Origin of the sequence: Aliisedimentitalea scapharcae, from assembly GCF_045277565.1 — a bacterium.
Lineage (GTDB): Bacteria > Pseudomonadota > Alphaproteobacteria > Rhodobacterales > Rhodobacteraceae > Aliisedimentitalea > Aliisedimentitalea scapharcae.
Genome location: NZ_CP123584.1, coordinates 851,088 through 876,215, shown reverse-complemented (window position 1 = coordinate 876,215; position 25,128 = coordinate 851,088). Strand labels below are relative to the sequence as shown.

23 protein-coding genes and 1 riboswitch are annotated in these 25,128 nt (G+C 58.8%); of the genes, 13 read left to right on the top strand and 10 right to left on the bottom strand.

The features are described from left to right. Positions 1-97: 97 nt before the first annotated feature. The 3 genes from QEZ52_RS04090 to QEZ52_RS04080 are packed head-to-tail and all read right to left on the bottom strand — an operon-like array spanning position 98 to position 4,862. Positions 98-2,482 (bottom strand): transketolase-like TK C-terminal-containing protein, encoded by a 2,385-nt coding sequence (locus tag QEZ52_RS04090; protein WP_406648173.1) that lies wholly within the window; start codon positions 2,480-2,482, stop codon positions 98-100. A gap of 18 nt (positions 2,483-2,500) precedes the next feature. Continuing rightward, a complete protein-coding gene (locus tag QEZ52_RS04085) occupies positions 2,501-3,613 on the bottom strand; it encodes a glycine cleavage T C-terminal barrel domain-containing protein (RefSeq protein ID WP_406648171.1) in 1,113 nt (370 codons plus the stop codon). Between the two features lie 52 nt (positions 3,614-3,665). Beyond that, positions 3,666-4,862, bottom strand: a complete 1,197-nt coding sequence (locus QEZ52_RS04080) for a methionine gamma-lyase (protein ID WP_406648169.1) — start codon at positions 4,860-4,862, stop codon at positions 3,666-3,668. 90 nt (positions 4,863-4,952) lie between these two features. Between QEZ52_RS04080 and QEZ52_RS04075 the strand changes: the two genes are divergently transcribed. Beyond that, positions 4,953-5,423 (top strand): Lrp/AsnC family transcriptional regulator, encoded by a 471-nt coding sequence (locus tag QEZ52_RS04075; protein ID WP_406648168.1) that lies wholly within the window; start codon positions 4,953-4,955, stop codon positions 5,421-5,423. 568 nt (positions 5,424-5,991) lie between these two features. On the opposite strand, the gene QEZ52_RS04070 is transcribed toward QEZ52_RS04075, so the two are convergent. Beyond that, positions 5,992-6,858: an alpha/beta fold hydrolase gene (locus tag QEZ52_RS04070; RefSeq protein WP_406648166.1), complete on the bottom strand. Its 867-nt coding sequence runs from the start codon at positions 6,856-6,858 to the stop codon at positions 5,992-5,994. A gap of 80 nt (positions 6,859-6,938) precedes the next feature. On the opposite strand from QEZ52_RS04070, the gene QEZ52_RS04065 reads away from it, so the two are divergent. Further along, the gene (locus QEZ52_RS04065) at positions 6,939-7,520 is read left to right on the top strand and encodes a TetR/AcrR family transcriptional regulator (protein WP_406648164.1); all 582 of its coding nucleotides are present in this window, start codon (positions 6,939-6,941) and stop codon (positions 7,518-7,520) included. 18 nt (positions 7,521-7,538) lie between these two features. Further along, positions 7,539-7,755: riboswitch (cobalamin riboswitch) on the top strand. Between the two features lie 102 nt (positions 7,756-7,857). After that, entirely contained in the window at positions 7,858-8,262 is a 405-nt protein-coding gene (locus tag QEZ52_RS04060) for a hypothetical protein (RefSeq protein WP_406648162.1), read from the top strand. 6 nt (positions 8,263-8,268) lie between these two features. Here QEZ52_RS04060 and QEZ52_RS04055 read toward each other — a convergent pair whose 3' ends face one another. Beyond that, positions 8,269-8,817 carry a protein-tyrosine phosphatase family protein gene (locus tag QEZ52_RS04055; RefSeq protein ID WP_406648160.1) on the bottom strand — a complete coding sequence of 183 codons (549 nt, stop codon included), beginning with the start codon at positions 8,815-8,817 and terminating at the stop codon, positions 8,269-8,271. 177 nt (positions 8,818-8,994) lie between these two features. Here QEZ52_RS04055 and QEZ52_RS04050 point away from each other — a divergent pair, with 177 nt between their 5' ends. The 4 genes from QEZ52_RS04050 (at position 8,995) to recR (ending at position 13,368) form a co-directional block, all read left to right on the top strand. Further along, positions 8,995-10,776, top strand: a complete 1,782-nt coding sequence (locus QEZ52_RS04050; protein WP_406648159.1) for a DNA polymerase III subunit gamma/tau — start codon at positions 8,995-8,997, stop codon at positions 10,774-10,776. Positions 10,777-10,884: 108 nt separating this feature from the next. Further along, positions 10,885-11,754 carry a TauD/TfdA dioxygenase family protein gene (locus QEZ52_RS04045; protein ID WP_406648158.1) on the top strand — a complete coding sequence of 290 codons (870 nt, stop codon included), beginning with the start codon at positions 10,885-10,887 and terminating at the stop codon, positions 11,752-11,754. 208 nt (positions 11,755-11,962) lie between these two features. After that, complete coding sequence (locus QEZ52_RS04040) at positions 11,963-12,307, top strand: YbaB/EbfC family nucleoid-associated protein (protein ID WP_406648157.1); 345 nt, start codon at positions 11,963-11,965, stop codon at positions 12,305-12,307. Positions 12,308-12,771: 464 nt separating this feature from the next. Then, complete coding sequence (gene recR, locus QEZ52_RS04035; protein WP_406648156.1) at positions 12,772-13,368, top strand: recombination mediator RecR; 597 nt, start codon at positions 12,772-12,774, stop codon at positions 13,366-13,368. A 290-nt stretch (positions 13,369-13,658) separates the two neighbouring features. Here the strand turns inward: recR and ltaE are convergent, their stop codons facing one another. Together ltaE and QEZ52_RS04025 are read right to left on the bottom strand one after the other, a co-directional pair. Continuing rightward, the gene (ltaE, locus tag QEZ52_RS04030) at positions 13,659-14,711 is read right to left on the bottom strand and encodes a low-specificity L-threonine aldolase (protein WP_406648155.1); all 1,053 of its coding nucleotides are present in this window, start codon (positions 14,709-14,711) and stop codon (positions 13,659-13,661) included. Further along, positions 14,708-15,385, bottom strand: coding sequence for a hypothetical protein (locus tag QEZ52_RS04025; protein WP_406648154.1), 678 nt, complete (start codon positions 15,383-15,385; stop codon positions 14,708-14,710). The genes ltaE and QEZ52_RS04025 overlap by 4 nt, the downstream gene beginning before the upstream one ends. A gap of 121 nt (positions 15,386-15,506) precedes the next feature. On the opposite strand from QEZ52_RS04025, the gene QEZ52_RS04020 reads away from it, so the two are divergent. Beyond that, on the top strand, positions 15,507-16,397 hold the full coding sequence (locus QEZ52_RS04020) for a LysR substrate-binding domain-containing protein (protein ID WP_406648153.1): 891 nt from the start codon (positions 15,507-15,509) through the stop codon (positions 16,395-16,397). Here QEZ52_RS04020 and QEZ52_RS04015 read toward each other — a convergent pair. Together QEZ52_RS04015 and QEZ52_RS04010 are read right to left on the bottom strand one after the other, a co-directional pair. Next, on the bottom strand, positions 16,392-16,949 hold the full coding sequence (locus tag QEZ52_RS04015) for a UbiX family flavin prenyltransferase (protein WP_406650301.1): 558 nt from the start codon (positions 16,947-16,949) through the stop codon (positions 16,392-16,394). The genes QEZ52_RS04020 and QEZ52_RS04015 overlap by 6 nt on opposite strands. Positions 16,950-16,954: 5 nt before the next feature. After that, the gene (locus QEZ52_RS04010; RefSeq protein WP_406648152.1) at positions 16,955-18,463 is read right to left on the bottom strand and encodes a UbiD family decarboxylase; all 1,509 of its coding nucleotides are present in this window, start codon (positions 18,461-18,463) and stop codon (positions 16,955-16,957) included. 138 nt (positions 18,464-18,601) lie between these two features. Here QEZ52_RS04010 and QEZ52_RS04005 point away from each other — a divergent pair, with 138 nt between their 5' ends. The 5 genes from QEZ52_RS04005 to QEZ52_RS03985 are packed head-to-tail and all read left to right on the top strand — an operon-like array spanning position 18,602 to position 22,762. Further along, positions 18,602-19,144: an SCP2 domain-containing protein gene (locus QEZ52_RS04005; protein WP_406648151.1), complete on the top strand. Its 543-nt coding sequence runs from the start codon at positions 18,602-18,604 to the stop codon at positions 19,142-19,144. After that, the gene (locus QEZ52_RS04000; protein WP_406650298.1) at positions 19,144-20,121 is read left to right on the top strand and encodes a peptidase U32 family protein; all 978 of its coding nucleotides are present in this window, start codon (positions 19,144-19,146) and stop codon (positions 20,119-20,121) included. The genes QEZ52_RS04005 and QEZ52_RS04000 overlap by 1 nt, the downstream gene beginning before the upstream one ends. 4 nt (positions 20,122-20,125) lie before the next feature. After that, a complete protein-coding gene (locus QEZ52_RS03995) occupies positions 20,126-21,022 on the top strand; it encodes a U32 family peptidase (RefSeq protein ID WP_406648149.1) in 897 nt (298 codons plus the stop codon). A gap of 6 nt (positions 21,023-21,028) precedes the next feature. Next, a complete protein-coding gene (locus QEZ52_RS03990) occupies positions 21,029-22,252 on the top strand; it encodes an NnrS family protein (protein ID WP_406648148.1) in 1,224 nt (407 codons plus the stop codon). A gap of 12 nt (positions 22,253-22,264) precedes the next feature. Beyond that, positions 22,265-22,762 carry a DUF2478 domain-containing protein gene (locus QEZ52_RS03985; protein ID WP_406648146.1) on the top strand — a complete coding sequence of 166 codons (498 nt, stop codon included), beginning with the start codon at positions 22,265-22,267 and terminating at the stop codon, positions 22,760-22,762. Between the two features lie 25 nt (positions 22,763-22,787). On the opposite strand, the gene QEZ52_RS03980 is transcribed toward QEZ52_RS03985, so the two are convergent. Further along, on the bottom strand, positions 22,788-25,034 hold the full coding sequence (locus tag QEZ52_RS03980) for a heavy metal translocating P-type ATPase (RefSeq protein ID WP_406648144.1): 2,247 nt from the start codon (positions 25,032-25,034) through the stop codon (positions 22,788-22,790). Positions 25,035-25,128 lie beyond the last annotated feature (94 nt).

Here is a 25,128-nt window from a genome sequence, read left to right as displayed (position 1 = left end):
TCTGATGAAGGGGTAGAGCAGAGTTTCATTGGCGATCGCGGCGACATCCGCCGCGCAAACGTCCCCCAAAAAAACCATGCCGTGTCCTTTCAACTGATCAGACGACAGACTGCAAGGGAACACGCCGTCCCACCGTAAGCCCCTCCACAGCAGTCAGGATGCCCCGCCGATCGATGCCGTAGTGGCGATAGAGATCTTGGATCGACCCGGTCTGGCCGAAGTGTTCTACCCCGAGTGAGATGGCGCGGTGACCTGCAACAGACCCCAGCCAACCGAGCGTGGCAGGGTGACCGTCCATCACTGTGACAATCGAGCAGGAGTTCGGCAAATCCCCCAGCAAGGTTTCGATATGGGATTGCGCAGACGCGTTACCACGCGCCCGGTCTCGCTGCGCCGCCGTCCAACCCGCGTTCAGCCGGTCCGCAGACGTCACGGCCAGCACACCTACATCACGGCGCGCTTCAGACAATTGTCCAGCAGCTGCGATCGCCTCTTGGGCCACAGCCCCTTGATAGGCGATAACAACATCGCAACTCGGCCCCGGCCTGCGAAGCCAATAGGCCCCATCAACTGCCCCCTGCCGAAACGAGTCATCCACGCGTTTTCCAGGTTGTTCAAGCGGTGCGGTCGTCAAACGCAGATAGACAGAGCCGCCCGTTTCATCGCGCAGCCATGTGCGCTCATCGGGATCGCCGTCACCATCCCGCTGCATGTAATCGAATGCCCATTCCATGATGACCGCCAGTTCATCGGCAAACGCAGGCTCGAAACTGGCCAACCCATCTTGGGCCATGCCTGTCAGAGCCGTGCCGATGGATTGGTGCGCGCCACCCTCTGGTGCCAGGGTCACGCCCGATGGCGTACCGACGATCATGAACCGTGCATCCTGATAACAAGCATAATTTAGCGCATCGAGGCCACGGTGAACAAAGGGGTCATAGACGGTACCAATGGGTATGATCCGCTTGCCAAACAGAGAATGGGACAGGCCCGCAGCCCCAAGCAACAGAAAGAGGTTCATCTCTGCGATGCCCAGCTCCACATGTTGGCCGTCGGGCGCAAAGTTCCATTTCGCGGTCGATGGGATGCGGTGTTCAATGAAGGCGTCTGCCTCTTCCGAACGTGAGAAGAGCTTGCGCCGATTCACCCAAGCCCCCAGACCCGTTGTGCCCGTGACATCCGGCGATGTGGTCATGATGCGGGCGGCCAGCGCACTGTCCACTTTGCCCAAATCATTTAGGATTTTTCCGAACGCGGCTTGGGTCGAAATCTCTCGATCAGCGGCAAAGTCGATCGTTGGAACCGGTAGTTTTGCGTCCGCATATCGCCGCGTTCCTTTGGCAAAGAAGGGGGTCTTGTCCAAAAAGGATTGCAAAGCGGATGTGTCTTTCACCGCCGCAAACGGTTCCCATTCCTGACCTTCGGGCACGCCCATTTGGGCCTGCCATCCCGCCATCTGCGCCTTGGTCATCAGACCACCGTGGTTGTCTTTGTGTCCGGCAATCGGCGTGCCCCAACCCTTGACGGTATAGGCAAGAAAACAAACCGGCTGATCATGGTCGATGCTGGCAAATGTCTCAGCCATCGTCTCAACACAGTTGCCACCGAGGTTTTCCATCAGCGCGGCAAGCTCATCATCGCTGCGTTTGTCCAAAAGCGCAGTCACAGAACCCTGATCGCCCAGATCATCCATCAGCCGTTGCCGCCAAACGGCACCGCCTTGATAGGTCAGCGCAGAATAATCCTGATTGGGGCAATCATCGATCCAACTGCGCAAGGCATCACCGCCAGGCTCATTAAAGGCCGCACGTTGCAAGGTGCCATGTTTGACCCGCACAACCTGCCAGCCGAAGGCGTCAAAGATCTTCTCTACCCGCTCGAACAGGCCTCCGCGCACGATCCCATCAAGGGATTGACGGTTGTAGTCAATGATCCACCAGCAATTGCGCAGATCATTTTTCCACCCTTCCTGCAGGGCCTCGTAGATATTGCCTTCGTCAAGTTCGGCATCCCCAACAAGCGCGACCATGCGGCCTTGGATGATATCCCTGCCCCACGCCTTGGCTGCGATATAGTCCTGCACCAGAGAAGCGAGCGAGGTGATTGCCACGCCCAGCCCGACAGAGCCGGTGGAGAAATCCACATCGTCAACATCCTTGGTGCGGCTTGGATAGCTCTGAACTCCGCCAAACCCACGGAAATTCTCCATTCGCTCGCGATCCATATTGCCCATCAGGTATTGGATCGCATGGAACACCGGGCTTGCATGGGGTTTGACCGCCACACGATCCTGGGGTTTGAGAGCCGAGAAATACAGCGCCGTCATGATCGATACCATCGACGCAGAACTGGCCTGATGTCCCCCCACCTTGATGCCATCTGCCTTGGGGCGGATGTGGTTGGCATTGTGGATCATCCAGTGCGACAGCCAAAGCAGCCGCTGTTCGATCGTTTTAAGGTGTTGTGCCTGAATATGTGTCATGTTGCTGGACCTTTCCGCTCAGACGAAGGGGAGTTCGGAGAGTTTGGCGGAGTATTCCATCGACCCCACGCCAACGCAGAGCGGTTGGTCGGTGCCTACCAGATCCGCGCGCATCAGGCCCACGCCGATAGTCGCGCCAAGCCGCTTGGAAAAGGCAAACTCACTGACGTAACCGACCTCATCCCCGTTCAGCCGGAGGGGCACTTGATGGCCCGGCGGTGTCGGATGGCCGTCGATGACCAGCCCTATTCGGGCGCGGACAACACCTTCTTCTGTAATCCGCGCCAGCGCGGCCTTGCCGACAAAATCGTGACCGCCAGTCAGATCAACCAACGCGCCCATCCCCATCTCGAACGGATTGGCACGGTGTGTCTGCAAACGCATATCTGCACCATAGGAAATCAGACCGCTTTCCAGACGCTCGGTGTCATTCGGGGCTCCTGGGCCGATGTCGAATTCCCGACCCGCCTCTTTGACCCTGTCCCAAAGGGCGTTACCGTGCCGGCTGTCTTGCAGATACAGTTCGAACCCGCCCTGTTTCGACCACCCAGAGCGTGCCAGAACCAGCGGGATGCCGTCCAGCACTGTCTGGGCAAAGCCGAAATATTTGAAATCCCGGATGTGTGGGCCAAAAAGCTTGGCGGTCACATCCTCGGCCCGTGGTCCCTGTATCGCGAGCGGTGAAACATCGGGCTCGCTCACGTCGACATCCCATCCGCGCTCCCGCCCGATGGCGGCGGTCCAGAGATGAATGTCGCTGTCTGCCACAGAAAACCAATACCGATCTTCCTTCAGTTTCAGCAGGACCGGGTCGTTGATCAACCACCCATCATGGTCGCAAAGCGGCACATAGCGACCCTGACCGATCTTTGTCTTGCTCAGGTTGCGCGGCGTCAAAAATTGCGCCAGTTTACCCGCATCAGGCCCCTGAAGTTGCACCTGCCGTTGTGCCGCGACATCCCACATGGCGACGCCGTTCAACAGGCGGTCATATTCCGCTTCCGGATCACCAAAGTGACCCGGAATGAGCATGTGGTTGTAGACCGAAAAGCTGCGCACGCCGTCGCGCACGGTCGCGTCAAAATACGCTGATTTGCGCAGGTTCGGGCCGATGCCGATGTGATGTGTCATAGGGGTCCTCCCGCAAGGGTGTATTTCTCGGTAATTATGACGAAGGGCAGTATCAGACTGCCTTGGCCACGCGCCGCAATGACAAGGCCTGATCCAGATCGTCGAGAATATCCTCGGGGTCTTCCAACCCAATGGACAGACGCACCAATCCGTCACTGATTCCATGAGCGCTGCGTTCTTCTGGTGAGTAGGTCGAGTGTGTCATTGATGCCGGATGCTGGATCAATGTCTCGGCATCCCCCAAAGATACCGCCCTCTGGATCATTGTGAGACCATTCATCAGGGCCCGCCCCGCTTCGATCCCGCCTTTCATCTCAAAAGCGATCATGCCACCGGGCAAGGACATCTGTTTTTGAGCAACGTCATGTTGCCCAAATGACGGCAGGCCCGGGTAGCTGACCACACCCACATCCGGGTGGCTTTCGAGCCAATTGGCAACCTGAATTGCCGTAGCCGAATGCCGTTCCATCCGCAGCGCCAGCGTCTTGAGACCGCGCTGGACCAGCAAGGCATTAAACGGTGCCATGACGGCCCCTGTCATATCCTTCATGCCAACCAAACGGATCTCGGAAATCTGCTCTGCTGTACCCACGACAAGTCCCGCCACCAGATCTCCGTGCCCGCCCAGATATTTGGTTGCCGAATGCAGCACAATATCCGCGCCGTGATCAATCGGGCGCGTGATGTAGGGCGTCGCATAGGTATTGTCGACGATCACGGTGGCGCCGCTGGCATGCGCGACTCTGGCAACAGTTTCAATGTCCACCAGCCGCATGTTGGGGTTGGCCGGCGTCTCGAAATAAACGATCCGGGTTTTGCTGCTGATGGCCTTGGTAAGGTTCCCCGGGTCGCTCAGATCCACATGGGTAACCTTGATCCCGAACTTGGCCAGCCCATGGTTCATGAATGCAAACGTGCAACCGTAAAGCGTCTTGTCGACGATCAATTCGTCACCGGGGCTGAGCAACGTCCAAAGCGTTGCCGTGATCGCACCCATGCCCGAGGCCAAGGCAAGCCCCGCTTCGGCCCCTTCAAGCGACGCGATGCGCTGTTCCAAAAGGTCAAGCGTGGGGTTCGAAATACGGGAGTAGAAATACCCCTCACGCGCTCCGGCGAAAATCTCGCCGCCTGCTTCGGCGGTCTCGAACGCAAAGGTCGAGGCCAGATGCAATGGGGGGGTCAGCGCACCTTCGTTATCTTTTGGATCATATCCCAGGTGGATGGCACGGGTTGCAAATCCTTGAGTCATTTTGGCTCTCCTTTGTTCTGGTGACTTTACCAAGACGCAAAGAGCAAAAGTCGCCAAATATGGCTTGTTTTTCTCAATCTTTAGCAGATTATGCCAAGAATGGGCAATTTAGATAACAAAGATCGTCAGATCATCCGCGCCCTTCAAAGGAATGGCCGGATTACGAACCAAGATCTCGCCGAGGCGGTCAGCCTCTCCCCATCGCCCTGTCTGCGGCGGGTGAAGAACCTTGAAAAGGCTGGAATTATCCGGGGATACAGTGCCCGGGTGGATGCCAAAGCCTATGGGCTTGCTGTGACGGCCTTTGTGAACGTCCGGCTTGAAAGGCACGACGAGGACACCGTTAATCGCTTTGAAGGCGAAGTCATGCGAATGGATGAAGTGCTCGACTGCCATGTTATGGCTGGCCAAGCGGATTATCAATTGCGCGTCGCCGTGGCCGATCTGGAGCGGTACGAGCACTTCGTCCGCGACAGGTTGCAGCGTATTGGCGGTCTGGCCTCTATCGATACGCGATTTGCCTATGGCGTTGTAAAAGAAGCAGCCGCATTTCCGATTTAGATGAAGCTCCCGAATAAGGTAGCTGTTGATCTACCATGCCACTGCAGCAAGGCTCGGCATTTCATGAAGTGACACGAGCAACGCAATGGTCTTGCAGGATAGGTCGGCTCGCAAAAAAGAACGACCTCTTTAGTGTTATAATCTCTGGCTTAGCATCAGTGACTCTGCACATACGACCATATGCTGCGTTAGCGATCGCGGCAGATGCACAAGTCCGCTTTGTTCGCATAGCAGGCTGTGGTTCAAATCACGGCGAATGGCCGGAGTCCGCCTTTTCTCAAAATCGTGCAGGCAATTCAGCGCTCTGGTCGTGTCTACTTGGGTCTGGGGGAGCGCCCCCTCCCAGTCGAAATGGCAGCAAGCGATCTCAAGACGTGGCTCTCATCTCCAAATTGCAGCAAGGCTCTCAAAACCGGGGTCAGTTGAACAGCTTCTTGGAGACTTGTCGAAACGCAACATCAGAAGGTCCATTCTTTGGCCGAAAACACGGCGACAAATATCCGCCCAATCTATTGTTTTAAAATACTTTACCGTTGTGTGAGATCTGACATTGCGAACTGGCGATCTATCACGCCTGCGGAATCAACGTGGGCCACAGGGAAGCGGAAGCACGAGCAAAAGCCCCCATATGGCCGATTTTGGACAGACCAAAATCCGACGGCACAACGGTCGTACACTTGGTTTTTTCGGGGCCATATACATCCTGCAGACGGGCAACACATTTCGGCGGAATCGTTTCGTCATCGTCAAAGGCAAATAGCGAGACCGGCGCACCTGACCGAGACCAATCAGCGACCGGCAACCCTTGCCCCATTTCTGGCAAGTAACTCTTGGGTTTCGTGCACCACCTGCGCCACTGCCAATAGACACCCGATGGAAGATCCACGTTGAAACCGACCACCCGCCCCGGCAGGTACCCCAGCATCTTCACCAGCATTGGCGCATGTCCAAACCAGAACAACCGGGCAAACAGCTGATAAGGCCAGGGGTGGTCCGTGTGGCGCACCAGGCCGCTGGCGACACCGATCATGCGCTGCACATCCTCAAGCCCGTCTTGCAAAGGCATCAGCATCGCCCCCAGTGAATGTCCCACCACCCAAATTGGCACGCCAGGCAGCAGATCGCGCATGGCATTCCGCGCCGCGGGTTGATCAACCAACGCCCAATCGGACATCGTCGCATCCGAATCTCGCGGGTGCCGCGTAGCCGAAGCCCCAAAATCCGAGTAATCATATGTCAGACAGGCCATATTGCGGTCCGTAACCAACCAACGGGCAAAATGTCGATAAAAGCCATGCGGTGCGCCGGTCGCCGGGTTCAGGACAACGGCGGCAACAGGATCGCCCTTGGGGCGGAACAAGGTGCCGTGCAGGCGTTTTGAACCGGCATCAAAACTGACATCTTGTTCCGTGACATCAGGTTGCAAATCTCGCATCTTCCACCCCGCTTTCGAACTAGACCGTTTGGTCTATTCACTCTCTGGACCAATCGGTCCAGTTCTGTCAAGCTGGCACCATGACTGACGTTACGCCGCCAAAACCGCTATCGACCAAGGATCGCCTGATCCGAGCTGCGGCCAATCTGTTCCGCAACAGGGGCTATCATGGCGTTGGATTGAATGAATTGCTGGTCGAAGCAAAGGCACCCAAAGGATCGCTGTATCACCACTTTCCCAACGGCAAGGCCGACTTAGCGTTGGCATCGGCCACCTGGGCATCCGACCAGATGTTGCGGTTGATCGCCAGCAGTTTTGACCCTGCGGATACATTTGCAGCGGGGGCCACGACTCTGTGTCACAAGCTCGCCAAATTGTTTGATAGCGCCGGAAAGTGGAGCGGTTGCCCGGTCTCTGCAACCCTGTTCGAAGGGCCGGAAAACGAAGATTTTCACACCCACGCAGCACATCTGTTTCAGGGCTGGATTACCGAGGTCGAACAACACGCCCTGCGTCTGGGACAATCCCCCGAACAGGCGCACCGATCAGCCGAGAACCTGTATTTGCTGATGCAGGGTGGCTGGCAATTGGCACGGGTCCAACGCGATTCGGATATCCTGCGCCGCCTCCCAGACCAGATGTGCCACTTCGAATCCGCTTGACGCTGCGGGGTCGCAGGCATTAGCGATGAACCCGATGGTTCCCGCGTTGCTCACGTGGCCGGGATGAAAAGGGAATGTGGTGCGGCCCCGAAAAGGGCCCAGTCCACGACTGCCCCCGCAACTGTAGGCGGCGAGCGACCCCGAATGATCACCACTGCGCCAGATCCGGCGTGGGAAGGATCGGGGAAGTTTTGACCCGCAAGTCAGGAGACCTGCCATCGGAACTGAAACTTGTACCTGGACGGGGTGTCTGGGCAGGGTTCGATGATGGCACAACGCGCCAATACCACATCGCAACACCTGTCAGGTCCACCCGTTCAACTGCGCGGAGGGCGCTATGATCTGGACTGACAAAACGTATTCTTATGCTGCAACCTTGTGCCAGCACACCGGACGCCCTTGTCCGGCAGCTGCGCGGATCGTCAAACGACTGACCCAGGCGGTACATCGCGCCGGAGCAGCCACATCGCCTGATTTTGAAATCGACGGATCTGCGGATGTCCAGGGCTGCGATCGTGTCTGTACGGCGCGTTTTGTGGCGACACAGGACCAGATCCGGTTGTTTTGCGGGGTCTCGGGCGATACCGCGAACGCCACGCTTGATCGCATTGCCGATGCATTGTTTGACATGACCGGTGCGATGGCCTCCCCCGGTGCGGCGCATACACCCTGCGCCATGCTTCAGGCGCGAACCCGACCGGCTCAACCCGCAACGCCCGCTCTCTCGGTGGCGGTTCCCTGACGCCTGTCAGGTCGGAGCGTGGGGCAACCTGCGCTCCCCATACGCCCAATTCATTTGCTCGGTGGTTTCCACCGCACACGGGCGCACTGCGCGCAGCCGGGCCAGTGCATGGGCCGGGACCTCTCCCGATTCAATCATCAACCGCAGCGCAACCATGCCGGACCGGCCACACCCACCCTTGCAATGCACCAGCACGCGCCCCCCACCGACCAGCGCCTTGCGGGCCATATGGCTGATCTCGGGCCAGCGGGCCAGAAAACCGGGGCCCGGCGCACCGAAATCTTCGACCGGAAGATGCGCCCAGCGGCTGGCTGCACGCTGCACGTCCTGCCCCAGGGCCGACGCCCCGACCGCCTCCATTTCCGTATAAGTGGTCATTGAAATCACCAGGCCCGGTCTCCATTCACGAATATGGTTCATATCGGTCTGGTAACACCCCGAAGCCCCTGGCAGCTGGGTGATCGCAAGAATCCCATCTGCGACCGAAATCGCATGGATGACCAGCCCTGTGTGGCCAGCATCCGGGGAACCGTCTTGACTGTCCTGTGCCTGCATGTGTCGCCTCAAGCCTGCTATCGCCTCCTTGGGAGCCAATAGTGCAGCAGCTTTGCGAGATCCCAAAGAGAAATCGGCAGACCGGGCATTTGGCCCCTATGACCGGTGGACGTCACGGGCCTACCGCCGTACCCTGAGCGGCGACCCTGACCTCACGAATCCCGGCGCGAGCATTGCATGACTGATCACACCGCCAGCCAGTACCAAGTGCTGGCCCGCAAATACCGCCCTGAAACCTTTGCCGACCTGGTCGGACAAAGCGCGATGGTGCGCACACTCAAGAATGCCTTTGCTGCGGACCGGATTGCCCAGGCATTCATCATGACCGGGATCCGGGGCACCGGCAAAACCACGACAGCACGGATCATCGCCAAGGGAATGAACTGTATCGGTCCCGATGGGACCGGCGGCCCGACAACCGAACCCTGCGGACAATGCGAACATTGCACGGCGATCATGGAAGGACGCCATGTCGACGTCATGGAAATGGACGCTGCCAGCCGCACCGGTGTGGGCGACATCCGTGAGATCATCGACTCGGTGCGGTATCGCGCGGCCTCGGCTCGCTACAAAATCTATATTATCGACGAAGTTCACATGCTGTCGACCAGTGCGTTCAACGCGCTGCTCAAGACGCTGGAAGAGCCCCCTGCGCATGTGAAGTTCATCTTTGCCACCACCGAAATCCGCAAAGTCCCCGTCACGGTGCTCTCGCGGTGTCAGCGGTTCGACCTGCGTCGCATCGAACCCGAAGACATGATCGCCCTGATGCGCAAGATAGCCGCCGCAGAAAACGCCGAGATCGCAGAAGATGCGTTGGCGTTGATCACGCGGGCCGCCGAAGGTTCGGCCCGAGACGCGACATCGCTTCTGGATCAGGCCATTTCACATGGAGCTGGCGAAACCTCTGCCGATCAGGTCCGGGCCATGCTGGGGCTGGCCGACCGGGGCCGGGTGTTGGACCTGATGGATATGATCCTACGCGGCGATGCTGCCGGGGCGCTTACTGAACTGGGGTCGCAATACGCCGAAGGGGCCGACCCGTTGGCAGTGCTGCGGGATCTGGCCGAAATCACCCATTGGGTGTCTGTGGTCAAAATCACCCCAGATGCCGCCGAAGATCCCACGATCTCTCCCGACGAACGCGCCCGGGGCGGCCAGATGGCCGAAGCTCTGCCCATGCGGGTTCTTACACGGATGTGGCAGATGCTGCTCAAGGCCCTAGAGGAAGTCGCCGCTGCGCCTAACGCCATGATGGCAGCTGAAATGGCAGTGATCCGCCTGACCCATGTGGCCGACCTGCCCAGCCCCGAAGAGCTGATCCGCCGACTGCAGGACACGCCTCCGCCCCCCCCGAATCCAGGTGGCGGCATGGCTGCACCTGGGGGCAATGGCGGATATTCCTCCCAGTCTGCTATGGGCAACCTGCCGGCCGGCGGACCCGCCGCAAGCAGTGTTACACCTGGTGCTTCCGGATCGGGCGCACCCATGGCGGAATTGGCGGGCGATCCGGCCTTGGCTCTGGCCCGCTATCCCACCTTCGAACATGTCATCGAATTGATCCGCAAACATCGAGATGGCGTATTGCTGGCCCAAGTCGAAAGCTATGTGCGTTTGGCCTCGTACCAGCCCGGCCGCGTAGAATTTCAACCTACCGAAGATGCCCCTGCTGATCTGTCACAAAGGCTCGGGGCACAGTTGCAACGATGGACTGGAAACCGCTGGGCTGTCATCGTGGTCAATCAGGGCGGTGGTGACACCATTCGCGAACGCGAAGACGCCGCCGAAAACGCATTGCGCGCAGAAGCTGAAGAACACCCGCTAGTGCAGGCCGTTCTGGTCAACTTCCCCAAGGCCCGGATCAAGGAAATTCGATCCGCACAGGACATTCTGGCTGAAGTCGAAGCCGAAGCCCTGCCCGAAGTCGAAGACGAATGGGACCCCTTCGAGGACGGGTAATCACGCCCGCGCGCCTCTGGATCAGCCCATTCTGGCCTTGCCTCGAATTTGGGCTTGGTCGAATCAACGTCCTGGCGAATAGTTCTCGAAAAGACAGGGTTCAGAATCATGCACACCACGCCGCTTCATCCCCGTTTCGGGTTGGTTTTTCATGACGTCAATCTATCAGACGTTACCGCCGACCACCTGTTTCCAGAAATTCGCCAGGCCTTCGAAACCCATTCGGCCCTGCTGTTTCGTGGGCAGGATCTGTCAGACGCGGAACACACGCGGTTGGGGCACCTGTTTGGCCCGCTGGAAAACCGCGAGTCGATGGCCTTGGGTACAGATGTGGCTTTTGAGGTCTCGGCGCTATCGAACCGCACGGCCAAAGGCTTGCGCGAAGCTGACGACCTACGATTGCTGGATTTGCAGGCCAACATGTTGTGGCACACCGACAGCACTTTTTTGCCGATCCCATCGCTGGTCAATATCATCACCGCCAAAGTCGTCCCGGACACCGGTGGAGAGACCGAAATCGCTTCGACACGGGTTGCTTGGGCCGAGATGCCCGAAGAATTGAAAGCGCAATTGCGGGACGCCGTGATCTGGCACCGCCTATCGCATTCCCGATCGCGCATCTCTGAAAAGCTGGCAACCCTGCCCCGCATGACACGTTGGCCTGACCGCCCTTGGCGTGCCGTATGGCCAAACCCGGTGACCGGCGAAGAAGCCCTGCTGATCGCGAGCCACGCCTTTGCCATCGAAGGCTGTGGACTGGCACAAGGGCAGGCGCTGATCGACAGGGCCATCGCCCATTGTACTCAGGCCGACTATGTTTACAGCCACAAATGGCAGGTCGGCGATGTCCTGATCTGGGACGAACGCGCGACGATGCATCGGGGCAGACCCTGGGATTACGCGCAGGAACGCAGCCTCAAAAGCCTTTGTTGCTCTGCCACGGACGCCGACGGTGTCCCATCTGTGCGAGTAGTCTAGCTGCGCTTGTATGCGGCCAAGTTGAGCGGCTCGAACCACTTTCACCCCTGCACAAAATCGGCTTTGTCTTCCTCGGATATCGAACGACCGACGGGAGTCCAGCGCCGCCCAGCTTTGCCAACGTTCTGCCTGAGGACGCGCAGAACACTTGTACATCAGGCCGCCTGCCCGTATCTAATCGGCAACCTAATTTTGACGGAGTGACCCAATGCTAAAAGGTCTCGGTGGACTTGGCGACATGGCCAAGATGATGAAATCGGCCCAGGAGCTGCAAACCAAAATGGCCCAGATGCAGGATGAACTGCATAATGTCATGGTTGTCGGCGAAAGCGGCGCGGGGTTGGTCAAAGCGACAGCCAGCGCCAAAGGCGAGCTCAAAGGTCTGGACATTGATCCTTCGATCTTCAACGGCGACGACAAGGAAGTTGTCGAAGACCTGATCCTGGCCGCAATCAAAGACGCACAGTCAAAAGCGGCAGACAAAGCACAGGAAGAAATGACACGCCTGACCGAAAGCATGGGACTGCCGAAGGACATCAAGCTTCCCTTCTGATCAAGGCTGACTTGTGCATTGGCAGGATTGAACGGCCCTGGCCCTGATGGGCCAGGCTGAAACCTGGAAGGCCAACCGCCCGTGTCTTCATGATTAGCGTTTTTGGCCAATGTCGATGTCCGCGTCGACCAATTGCGCGGGATTGCGATTGGATGACTTAGGGAGGGCCAAGCCTGCCACGCATGTTTCCCATTCAGAGGCAGGTGCAGATCGGTTTTTGGCGGTCCTTCTGGACCCAGGCCGGACCCAGGAAATCCCGGAAAACATTTGGGCAGAAGCGCATCGCTCATCTGATCCGTCAGACGCTTCCCCAGGTGCGCGGCAATATCCGCCAGCGATACAAGCGTGGTATCCCCCGATGATCCAGCGCAACCCATTTCCTTTGTCACGCAATCAAGCCATGATCAAAAAAGCCCAACCCGATCACGACGTGCGGTGATCGTCATGCCGCAGGAGACTTTTGGATGAGCGGTTCGACCGACGAGATCGAAAACCTGATTGCCCTGATGGCCAAGCTTCCCGGATTAGGCCCCCGATCAGCCCGGCGTGCTGTGCTTCATCTCATTCGAAAGCGCGCTTTGCTGCTAACACCGCTCGCAGACACCATGAGCCAGGTCGCAATCAGCGCGCGCGAGTGCCTGAATTGTGGAAACGTCGGGACTTCGGAAATTTGCGATATCTGCGAAGACCCCAAACGCGCAACGGGCGAACTCTGCGTCGTCGAAGATGTGGCCGACCTATGGGCCATGGAACGGTCCGGGGTATTCAAAGGTCGGTACCACGTGCTTGGTGGGACCCTGTCGGCACTGGATTCAGTCGGACCAAACGAACTGCGGATCCCTCGATTGCTCGACCGGGTCATCTCCGAAGATATCTCCGAAGTGATCATGGCACTGAATGCAACCGTCGACGGACAGACCACGGCACACTACATCGCGGATCAACTGCAATCCCAGGTTCGCCTGACATCTCTGGCTCAGGGCGTGCCCATCGGCGGCGAGCTCGACTATCTGGACGATGGCACAATCACCGCAGCTCTCAGAGCCCGAAAAGAGATTTGACCTCAGCTGGGTTTGGTGCGCACCCATTGCCGGAAAACCTGTAACCTGCCCCCCGCCAACGCGCTCCCGCGCCCTGACGCAGCATCAAAGATGCGTCGTCGCTGGTCTTGGGCCACGCCGGGCGCTTTGCGGGGCTTGCCCCGCAAAGCGCCCGGCCCAACGGGAGGAGAGGTTCCGACAGGAACCCGACGACGGGCGGGAGCCCCAGTTTGCCAAATTTCCCGTCCAAATGATGCCTGGCACCACTTATGCGTATCTTTCACACTGGCCATCAACCAGCGCATCCACGCCTATGCAAAAAATACCCGCAGGCCGTCTTCGACCCGTTCCATTGCCACGTCGTCAATATCCTTGTGGAAAACCATACGAATTGCCCCGTTTGAACCACCTCCCAACACAACACCCTGCTTGGCCAGCTGCGCACGCAGTAGGTCGTTCGTACCGTCTGTCGGGGTGAAGAACACCATGTTTGTGGCCTGTGTCACAGTCCCGACCTTCAACTCTCGAAGCGTTTGAGCAATGCGATCGGCCCGCGCGTGATCCTCACTCAAACCTTCCACATTGTGTTTCAATGCATACAACCCCGCTGCCGCCAGAACACCGGCTTGGCGCATCCCGCCACCCAGCATCTTGCGCCAGCGACGCGCTTGCGCAATCAGATCCTGAGGCCCAACCAAAACGGATCCCGCCGGTGTGCCCAGACCTTTGGAGAGGCAGATTGACACGGTATCAACCAACCCGGCCAATTCCGTCTCACGACACCCAAGCTGCGCAATCGCATTGAAGAAACGAGCTCCATCCAAATGCACTGACAATCCATGTGACCGTGCGGTTCGGGCTGACGCCGACATGTCGGCCAATGGGACAACCAAACCATTGTGCGTGTTTTCCAGTGACACCAAGCGACTGACCGCCAGATGGGAATCATCATCCCGGACTGCGCCGGAAATCACCGCGGGATCCAACGCCCCATCTGCCCGAACCGGCACCGGGCAAAGGGCAATCCCGCCCAGCACCGACGCCCCCGCGGCCTCGTAGGCATACACGTGGTACCCAGTGCCGACGATAATCTCCTCTCCCCGTGCGCAATGGGCCAGCAATCCAACCAGATTGCTCATCGTCCCGGTTGGCAGGAACAGACCGGCCTCCTTGCCCAGCCTTTCGGCCAACTCGGTTTCCAGCCGATTGACCTGCGGATCTTCGCCATAGACATCATCCCCGAGCTCGGCCTCGTACATGGCCTGACGCATCCCTGCATCCGGTTGTGTCACCGTATCACTGCGCAAGTCACAGACCGGTGCGTTGCCTCGGTCTGTTCGGGTCATTCCTGCGTATTGGTTCATTCCGTCACCTGATCATAAGCCAACGCCGCTACGATATGCACACGCTGGGTTTCACCACCATTCAGCGCGGTATGATAGCCGCGTGTGTCGGTAAAATACACGGACCCATCCGCTGGCAAATGCGTCACATGATGGTTGACGATGAACAGCGATCCAGGGTTCGAAATGATCGGGATGTGGAGGCGCGGTTCCGGGTCTCGATGCCAGGAATTGCAGTTGTACAACCCCTTTGACAGGATCCGGGTCCGCCCGATAGGAAAGCGTTTGCTCAGCTCCTGGTGAATGTGCTCGAAATAGGTTCCCGCAAATTTTGGATTGAACTCGGAAAAATCGATCTCGGGCACCAGATCCTCACGGGACTCTTCGACATAGCGATCGTCTCCACGCAGCCAGTATCGCCCCGACAAATCATTGGTGGTCCATTCGGTCTGCCCCGGGCGTTGGGTCAGCGGCAGGGCAGCAAATCCCTGATCCTGCATATGCCCCATCATCGCCTCGCGCCTCTGGCATTCCTCCAGCGCACCGCGCAACTTTTCGATATCGAATTTCAGCTCCAGCCGCTCGATCCCGGGGCCCGGTTTGAAATGGGCAACCGATTGGGTTTCCGGCATGGTGGACATTTGGCTGGCGATCATGTCGACATCAGCGTCGCGAATTGTGGGAACAAAAGTCATGTTTAAAGGCTCCGGCCCTTTGGGTTTTGCGTTACACGACAAAATACTCACAAATAATGTGGAAAAAAGTCGAGAATTTGCATAACTTATTGCAACAAACGCAACAACTGACCGAATTCCTATGCGACGCAAAATCCCACCTATCACCGCGTTGCTGTGTTTCGAAACAGCGGCCCGTACGGAAAGCTTTACCCAGGCAGCCCAGATGTTGAACCTGTCGCAAAGCGCGCTGGGGCGACAAATCCAGTCGCTTGAGGCGCAGGTGGGCCAAACCCTGTTTCACAGGGTGCGCCAGCGGGTCAGCCTGACAGATGCCGGTCAAATGCTGCTGGGCGAATTGTCGCCTCAGCTCGAAGCTTTGGAAGCCACGTTCTATCGACTGCGCACGCGGGACAACCCGGACGGCGCATTGAACATCGGCACCTATCCGACTCTGGGCAGCCGCTGGTTGATGCCACGCCTTGCTGGTCTGGCACAAACTCAACCACGACTGACCGTCAACACAATCACTTATCTGAACAACGCCGGAGTGGATGCAGGCGTTGTCGATCTTGCCATCGTGCAGGGCGATCCGCCCTGGCCAGGGTTCCGGGTGGATTTCCTGATGTCAGAAAGCCTGATTGCGGTGGCCGCCCCCAGCCTGCTGTCAGCCCCGGCACAAGACCCCTTTGATCTCTTGCATTTCCCGGCACTGTTGCACCGCACGCGCCCGTTAAGCTGGGATATCTGGTTCAGGGACCAGGGAACCGAATTGCCTGCTCCGCCGACCGGCCCCCTGTTCAGCCAGTTCGAGATGTTGATCGACGCGGCCTGTTACGGGCATGGTATCGCAATCCTGCCGGAAATCCTGGTCCGGCGAGAGTTGGACACCGGACAGCTCCATCGTGTTCACCCCCATGTCAGCCACCCCGCTAGCGCGTATTACCTATTGACCCCACAGGCCAAGGTCGGGATCAACCGGATCGAAAAGACCCGGAGCTGGCTGCTGGCGCAGGGATCCGAAACGTCATGAGCCCCAGCTGCGCGCCAAAGGCGGGGCCAGCCCCAACAGGTCAATGGCACGCGCTGCGATCTGGTCCGTTATCTCCTGCACCGATAGCGGACCCAGATAATAGGCCGGGACCGGCGGCAGAATGATAGACCCCAGTTCGGTTGCCGACGTCATGTTGCGCAGATGTGCCAGGGTCAGCGGTGCCTCGCGTGTCAACAGGATCAGGCGACGCCGCTCCTTCAGTTGCACCCCGGCGGCGCGTGTCAAAAGATTATCGTCCAACCCATTCGCAATGGCGGCCAGACTGCGCATTGAACACGGGGCCACGATCATCCCGGCGACCGGAACTGAACCCGAGGCGATCGACGCCCCTACATCGCCCGCGGGATGCAGCCGGGCGACGCAGTCTCGCAATTTTTCAAAACCGCCGTCCCCACATTCCAGAGCAATTGTGCGCCTGCCAGCCGGACTGATCACCAGATCAGTTTCTACATCCAGCCCCGCCAGTTGTCGGGCAACAGAGAGACCCAGCGCCGCCCCCGACGCACCGGAAATGCCCAGAACAACCCGTATTGCTGTCATGATCCCATCCCCGGCAAAACGCGCGCCACCAAATCGGCAGCAAAATTCGCATCGGCATCGCCAGTTTTCATTACCCTGCCCCAGACCCGGTTGGTTTCACTGCCGATCTTGGTCGTGGCATCAATGCCCATCTTGCCGGCCAACCCCGGCTGCGGAGACGCAAAATCGAGGTAATCCATAGGGGTGCGCTCCAACAGGGTGACATCCTGTCCCGGATCCATCCGCGTGGCCAACGCCCAGGCCACGTCCTCCCAATCGGTCGGGTCGATGTCTGCATCGACCACGATGATCATCTTGGTAAAGCTGAACTGTGGCAACATTCCCCACAACGCCATCATCACCCGTTGGGCCTGACCGGGATATCGTTTGTCGATACTGACAATCGCCATGCGATAGGAACAAGCAGCAGGCGGCAACCACAGTTTGCGGACCTCTGGGATCTGCGCCTGTATGGTGGGCAATGCCAACGTGTTGAACACTTCGCCAATGATCGCGGGTTCATCTGGCGGGCGCCCCGTATAGGTGGACAGGTATAACGCGTCCTTGCGGTGCGTGATTGCCGTCACCTGCATAACCGGGAAAGGTTCGGCCGGATTGTAATAACCGGTATGATCGCCAAAGGGGCCTTCGGGGGCGGTTTCCGTGGGGGAAACCCAGCCCTCCAAAACGATCTCGGCCTCTGCCGGGACCAGCAACGGAACCGTCTTGGCCGGGACCAGGCGGGGCCGACACCCGCTGAACGCACCACTGAAGGACAGTTCCGACACGGTTTCCGGTAATGGCAACGCCGCTGACAGCAGGGTTGCCGGATCAGCCCCCAAAACGATGGCCACCGGGGTCGGTTCATTCGCCCTGGTCCAACTGTGATGGTGTTTGGCACCACCACGATGCGGCAACCAACGCATGATGATCCGGTTCTCGTCCCAAACCTGCGCCCGGTAGACACCAGCATTATAAGTCCCCACATCTTGCGCCTGGGTCCCATGCGGGCGTGTGATCACAACAGGCCAGGTGATCAACGGCCCTGCGTCACCAGGCCAATGAGTCTGGACCGGGAGTGCGCTCAGGTCGACCTGATCACCGTCATGCACCACCTGTTGCACCGGTGCGCTGGAAACGATCTTGGGCCGGGTGGTTAATGCCGCCTTGAGCATCGGCCAGCGCGACAGCGCATCCCGCACGCCTTCGGGGGGAGAGGGTGATCGCAGGTCTGCCAGAAAGGCCCCAAGATCCTCCAGCCTGTCAAATGTCACCCCCAACCCGGCGGCCACCCGTTCCTTGGTTCCAAACAGGTTGGCAATCACCGGAACGTCGGCGCGTGCCCCACAGTCCAGCACCGGGTGCGCGAATTCCAGAACAGGGCCCGATTTTTCCAATACCGCCCGATGCACCGCTGTCATCTGATGCCGCACCGAAACAGGTTCATCAATCATGCAGAATTGCCCACTCTCGCGACACCAGTCGAGATAGCTGCGCAGGCTGGGAAAAGCAGGATAGTCGCGCATAGAGACCACTCCAAAAGTTTTCCAGCACCTATCAGCAATTTCCGCCAGCCTAATTGACGATCGTCAATTCCGGATGGTGTGGACCTGCTTAAGACCAATGATGGAACGCGCAGCTCCCGCGACCCGAAAGGATTCGTATTGCCAGACCCCGCCATGCCGATTCCGGTCTTTCCGCAATTGCCCAGCCGGGTGTTGCGATTGCTGCCGCTTGCCCCGCTGTCCCTGTCTCTGACCGCCTATGCCAAATCTGTGGCCAAACATCACCCCGGTCTGTTTCGCCGTCTGGGAGAGCACGCCAACGCGCGGTTTTTGCTGGACCCAACGGATCTGCCCTTTGCCATCTTGCTGGAACCACGACAGGGCAGCCCCAAGGTCACCGTAACCCGGAAATCCGGGGGAGAGGATGCAAAGATCGCCGGGCCAATGGCGGCCCTGCTGGGGTTGGTCCACGGGGCCTATGATGGGGACGCTTTGTTCTTTTCACGGGACCTCGTGGTCCAGGGCGATACCGCTGCCGCGTTGGCGCTGCGCAATGCGGTCGACGATGCAGAATTGGACATGACCCAGGAGCTGTCCAATCTGCCCCGCCCCCTTGCCCAGCCTTTGAAACAATTGGCGGCCCTTGCTGAACGACGCACCGGCGTTTGCCTGTCCCGCCCCGAGGAGAGTATGGCATGGTGATGGAAATCGTCTGTCCGGCGGGAACCCCAGCCGCCCTGCGCGCCGCGGTCAAGGCAGGCGCACACACAATCTATTGCGGCTTTGCGGATGAAACCAATGCACGCAACTTTCCAGGACTGAATTTTGATCGCGCCGAGATGCGCGAAGGGGTGGCCTTTGCCCATGGGCACGGGGCCAAGGTGTTGGTGGCGATCAACACCTACCCCCGCGCAGGTGCCGAACAGATCTGGCACGCCGCCGTCGCCGATGCCGAATCCTGCGATGCAGATGCCGTGATCCTGGCCGATGTGGGCCTGTTGGATCACGCTGCGCGCAATCATCCGAACCTGCGACGGCATCTGTCGGTTCAGGCAGCAGCGGCCAATGCTGACATCATAAACTTTTACGCGGACACATTCGGCGTCAAACGGGTGGTCCTGCCCCGCGTTTTGTCAGTACAGGAAATCAAGGCCATCAATGCCGAAACCAAAGTCGAAACCGAAGTCTTTGTCTTTGGTGGGCTGTGCGTGATGGCCGAGGGGCGTTGTTCTTTGTCCTCCTATGCCACCGGGTTGTCCCCAAACATGAATGGCGTGTGTTCCCCTGCCAGCCACGTGGAATACCACGAAAAGGCCGGCGTGCTGGACGCCGAGCTTGGCGGATACACCATCCACCGTGTCGGCAAAGACGAACCCGCGCCCTACCCGACACTGTGCAAGGGCTGTTTCAGTGCAGGCGAAAAGACCGGTCACCTGTTCGAAGACCCGGTCAGCCTGAACGCCGAACATCTGATCCCTCAACTGCAAAAGGCAGGGGTTACAGCGTTGAAAATCGAAGGCCGACAAAGGTCACGGTCCTATGTGGCGCAGGTTGTGCGCAATTTCCGTCAGGCTGTGGATGCGCTGGACGCGGGCCTGCCCCTGCCAGAAGGCATGTTGGCACGCCTGTCCGAAGGCCAGGCCACCACGGCCGGTGCTTATAAAAAGACTTGGAGATAGCGGCATGGAATTGACTGTCGGACCCATTCAATACTTTTGGAAGGCGGACCATTGGTCTGAATTCTATCAGGGCCTTGCCGGGGCTCCGGTTGACCGCGTCGTCCTGGGCGAATTGGTCTGCTCCAAGCGGCTACCCTATTTTCAAGACCGGATCGAAAACGCGATCACCATCCTGTTTGAGGCGGGCAAGAAGGTATCTCTGACCAGCTTGGCCCTGATCACCCTGAAACGTGAACGCAAATTGATGGCCGATCTGGTCGACATGGGCATCGAGATCGAAGTCAATGACCTGACTGCTCTGGCCTATATCCCGCAGGGGATCGATTTTGCCGTCGGCCCATTGGTCAATGTCTACAACGAAGGCACCCTCGCCTGGCTGGCATCACGTGGCGCAACTCAGATCTGTCTACCGCCCGAACTTCCCTTGGGTTCGGTTCAGGCGTTGTGTGATGCGGCCCAGAAACTGGGTGTGACGGTTGAGATTTGGGGACATGGCCGATTGCCGCTGGCCATATCCGGCCGTTGCTATCACGCCCGCCTGCATGGGCGGACCAAGGACAACTGCCAATTCGCCTGCGAAGATGACCCAGACGGACTGGACGTCAAGACGCTGGATCACAAACCATTTCTGACCATGAACGGGGTGCAGACCTTGTCCGACACCTACGCCTGTACCGCCCACCAGATCGAGACGCTGAAGCAAGCCGGGGTCAGTGCTTTGCGCCTGTCACCACAGTCAAAAGGGTTCGCCGACCTGTGCCGGCTCTATCGGCAACGGGTCGATGGTCAGATCGAGGCCGATGCCCTGATTGCCTCGGTTCGCTCTGTCGATCCAGGCATTCGATTGAGCGATGGGTTTTTGACGGGTGCCACCGGTGTGGAATTCTCTGGATCCAGTTAAACGGTTATGACACGCGATCCTGCCCAAATCGGTCCATTCAAACACTTTTGGGCTGCGCCGCACCGCCCCTTGTTTCTCGCCGGGATTATTTGGGCCCTGGTCGCCATCATCTGGTGGCCCTTGCTGCAAGCCCCCGTCGGGTTGGCGACACCATCGCTGTGGCACGCCCACGAGATGCTCGTCGGGTTTGGCGGGGCCGCGGTCGCCGGATACCTGTTGACCGCGCTGCCCAATTGGACCGGCACAGAACCGTTGCAAGGTCGCCCCTTGCAGGCCCTTTTGATCCTCTGGGTGTTGGGGCGCCTGTCCACGACACTCGCAATCCCACCCTTGCTCCAAGTCGCGGTGAACTCGGCTTTCTTCCTCTATCTTGCAATGCTCATCGGCCTGCCAATTCTGGCCGCCCGAAGCTTTCACAAGCTGGGTTTTGTGGCAGCAATACTGGTTTTTGGTCTGGGGGATGCAATATTTCTAAGCAGAATGGCCAAAGCGGATCTGTGGGAAGGGAAGATCGCCGCACAGGCAGGGGCAATTGCCTTTGCGTTGCTGATCACGACCATTGCCAGCCGCGCCATTCCGGGCTTTACTCGGAACGCATTGCGGAAACGGGGCAACAGTCTTTCTGACGATGACTTGACCTCACGCTGTTGGCGGCCGGCACAGGTCTCGTTGGCCGCATCGCTGTCGTTCCAGATTTTTGAGTTGCCCAACTGCGCCGGGGCTCTGTTGGGCCTGGCTGCTCTCCTGATGCTGGGCGGGATTCGCCAATGGCGAACCCGCGAAACCCTTCACGACCCCTTGCTTCTCATGCTGCATGTGAACTTTTTCTGGGTTCCGCTGGGGTGCGCGATTGTGGGCTTTGCCCTGTTGGATCTAACCCCATACCCCATCGCCGATGGCCTGCATATTCTGACCGTTGGTGCAATGTCCGGTTTGATCATGGCCATCTCGGCCCGTGCCGCTGCAACACTGCGCGACGATCGGCTGAGCGTTGGTCGCTGGTTCTTGATTGCTTTTGCGTCGCTGTGGGCCTCGCTTGTTGTCCGGCTCCTGGCCCCGCTTGCTCCAGATCAATACATGGCGTTCATTGCTCTGTCAGGATTGCTCTGGTGTCTCAGCTGGGCCGTGTTCATTTTTGGATTTCGCGCGGCCCTGACCGGACCACCGCGGCGTCCGGTTCTGAGTGGGCGCAAAACAAATCCGGCCCAAACTCTGCGCCCGAAAGTTTGAAAGGAGATCCTCATGAAACTCGCATGTGTCAGCGCCGAAGGTCGCGGAGAAACCGACCGCATTCTGGCCCAAACGGCTGCGTTGCTCGAACGGGACGGGATCCGCACATCTGGGATCGTCAAGGTTCTGGACCACGAAAGCGCCTTTGCCAATGGCTGTGACATGGTGGTGCGGGTTCTGCCGGACGGCCCTCAGATCAAGATCACCCAGTCCCTCGGAGAAGGGTCTGACGCCTGTCGGTTGGACCCTGGTGCAATTGCCCAGGCGGTTTCCACTGTCGAGAACGCCGAACTGGACGAAGCCAGCGTTTTTATTCTGAACAAATTCGGCCCTGAAGAGGCGGCAGGACGCGGATTCTGTGCAGTCATCGGCAAGGCCTTGGAACGCGGCATCCCTGTTCTGGTCGGCGTCGGTGCCAGCCGGGCGAATTTTGACAGTTTTGCCAGCGGACTGGCCACCGATCTACCGGCCGACCCGAATGCAATCCGCGCCTGGTGTCGCGGGGATTGACCGGAACAGGTCCACCCGGTTTCCATCAGGCCCTGAGCAATCGCAGCGCATTGGCCACCACGGCCAATGACACACCGACATCAGCCGCGATCGCACCCCACATCGACGCCATACCCAAGGCCGTCAGACCAACAAAGATGGCCTTGGTCACCAAGGCAACACCAATATTCTGGTGAATGATCGCCATTGTGTGGCGCGAATGTTTCACCAGCCACGGCAGTTTGGTGATGTCATCGCTCATCAACGCAATGTCAGCAGTTTCAATGGCCGCATCCGACCCGACTGCACCCATGGCAATGGCAAAATGCGCCCGCGCCATCGCCGGGGCATCATTGACTCCGTCCCCGATCATCGCCACCACGTCATGCCCGGCGGTCAGCTCTTCAATGGCCACGACCTTATCCTGCGGCAGCAATTCGGCATGCACCTCGTCTATGCCGATCTGATCTGCAACAGCCTGGGCCGTGCGCGCATTGTCGCCGGTCAGCATAACGATCTTGTCGATGCCTTGCGCGTGCAGTCGAGCCACGACTGCTTTTGCGTCTGGACGGACCCGGTCCCGCAACTCCAGAATTCCCAACAGACGGTCCCCTGTGCCAACAGCAACCAAGGTGCTGCCCGCCTTTTCAATTCTGTCGCGCACATCGATCGGCAAAGTCGCCCGTTTTTCTGTAGCAAACCGATCCGACCCCAGCCAGACAGATTGACCATCGACCAGACCCTCGACCCCTCGACCGGGAACGATACATGTTTCCTTGGCTGCGGGAACATGGCTTGCTCGGGCCAGGATGGCCCGCGCCAGCGGGTGGGAGGAACGCGCCTCCAGCGCTGCCGCCACAGTCAACAGGGAACTTTCGTCGGTCCCCAGCGGGAAAATGTTTGCGACTTCGGGCTCGCCTTCGGTCAGCGTGCCGGTTTTATCCATGGCCAAAGCGGTCAGCCGACCTGGAATTTCGACATAGGCCCCGCCTTTGATCAGCACCCCATTGCGGGCAGAGGACGCCAAGGCAGCCACGATCGAAACCGGTGTGGAGATAACCAACGCACAGGGACAGGCGATCACCAGCAATACCAGCGCGTTATAGATCCAATTCGCCCATTCCCCCCCAAACAGGATCGGGGGAACCACCGCGATCAAAATCGCCAATCCCATGATAGCCGGAGTATAGATGCGGGCGAACCGTGTTACCCATTGTTCAACCTCGGCCCGGCGGGAATGGGCGTCACTGACCATGCGGATGATGCGGGACAGCACCGTATCGGTTGACGGTTTGGTTGCACGAACGATCAAGGTTCCCTCTCCATTGATCGTCCCAGCAAACACGTCGTCCCCAAGCTCTTTGGCGACCAGCGCGCTTTCCCCTGTGATCGGAGCCTGATCAACGGCCCCTGCCCCGTCAACAACCTGGCCGTCCAGCGGAATACGATCGCCACCGCGCACCACGAAACGATCCCCCACACCGACCTGCACAGCAGGTACATCCCGTTCTGCGTCGTCCGGTCCGATCACACGCGCCGTCGGGGGGGCAAGATCCAATAACGCCGACACAGCAGTGCGCGCGCGCCCGACACTCCAGCTTTCGAGTGTCAGAGACAGTGCAAAGAAGAACGCAACGGTTGCAGCCTCGAAAAATTCGCCCAGAACAATGGCTCCGATCACGGCGACAATCATCAACAGGTTCATGTCCGGCGACAGACGCCGCGCAGCAAACCACGCCTTGGGTGCCACCAACCAGGCCCCAAAAACAACCGCCAACAGGAACGCTCCGATTTCGAGCAGAGGCATGGGGCTGTTGCCATGGCCCGAAAAAATCCCCACCAACCCGGGCACCCCGGTTTCGACAACATGGTACCCAAATCCAAACGCCCAAAACGCGGCGGACAGTCCGGTGAACCGTTTCTGACGCGCCAAATGCGCGGCGTGATCTGCCTCGGCGCTGGTGGCATCCCACAGTTTGGCTGACAGCCCGGTTGTCGCCACCAACCGCAAGACGTCTGTATCCGTCATTGGCTCAGCGCTGTCGAGAATGGTCATTCGGGCGTTCAGAACATCAAAAGTCAGGTGTTCTTCTCCGCCCAATCGCGGTGCCAGGACCTTGTTCAGAACCGCGACTTCTTCGGCGCAATCCAACCCGTTCACCCGAAAGCTGCGGCCAGTTCCAAGCGGCGGGGCCTGATTGGTGACCGGAGCAGCAGTGCCACAACACCCACCAGCTGCCGACTGGGTTGCATGGGGCTGCGGCGGGGTTTGTAAACTCGTGTCGTGCGGCATTGCGTGGGCTCCGATTTCTGAGACACGCCCAAGATAGGATCTACAGTTCCTGTAGCTTCAAGAGGTATTTTCGATTTTTTTCAACCCAGACGCT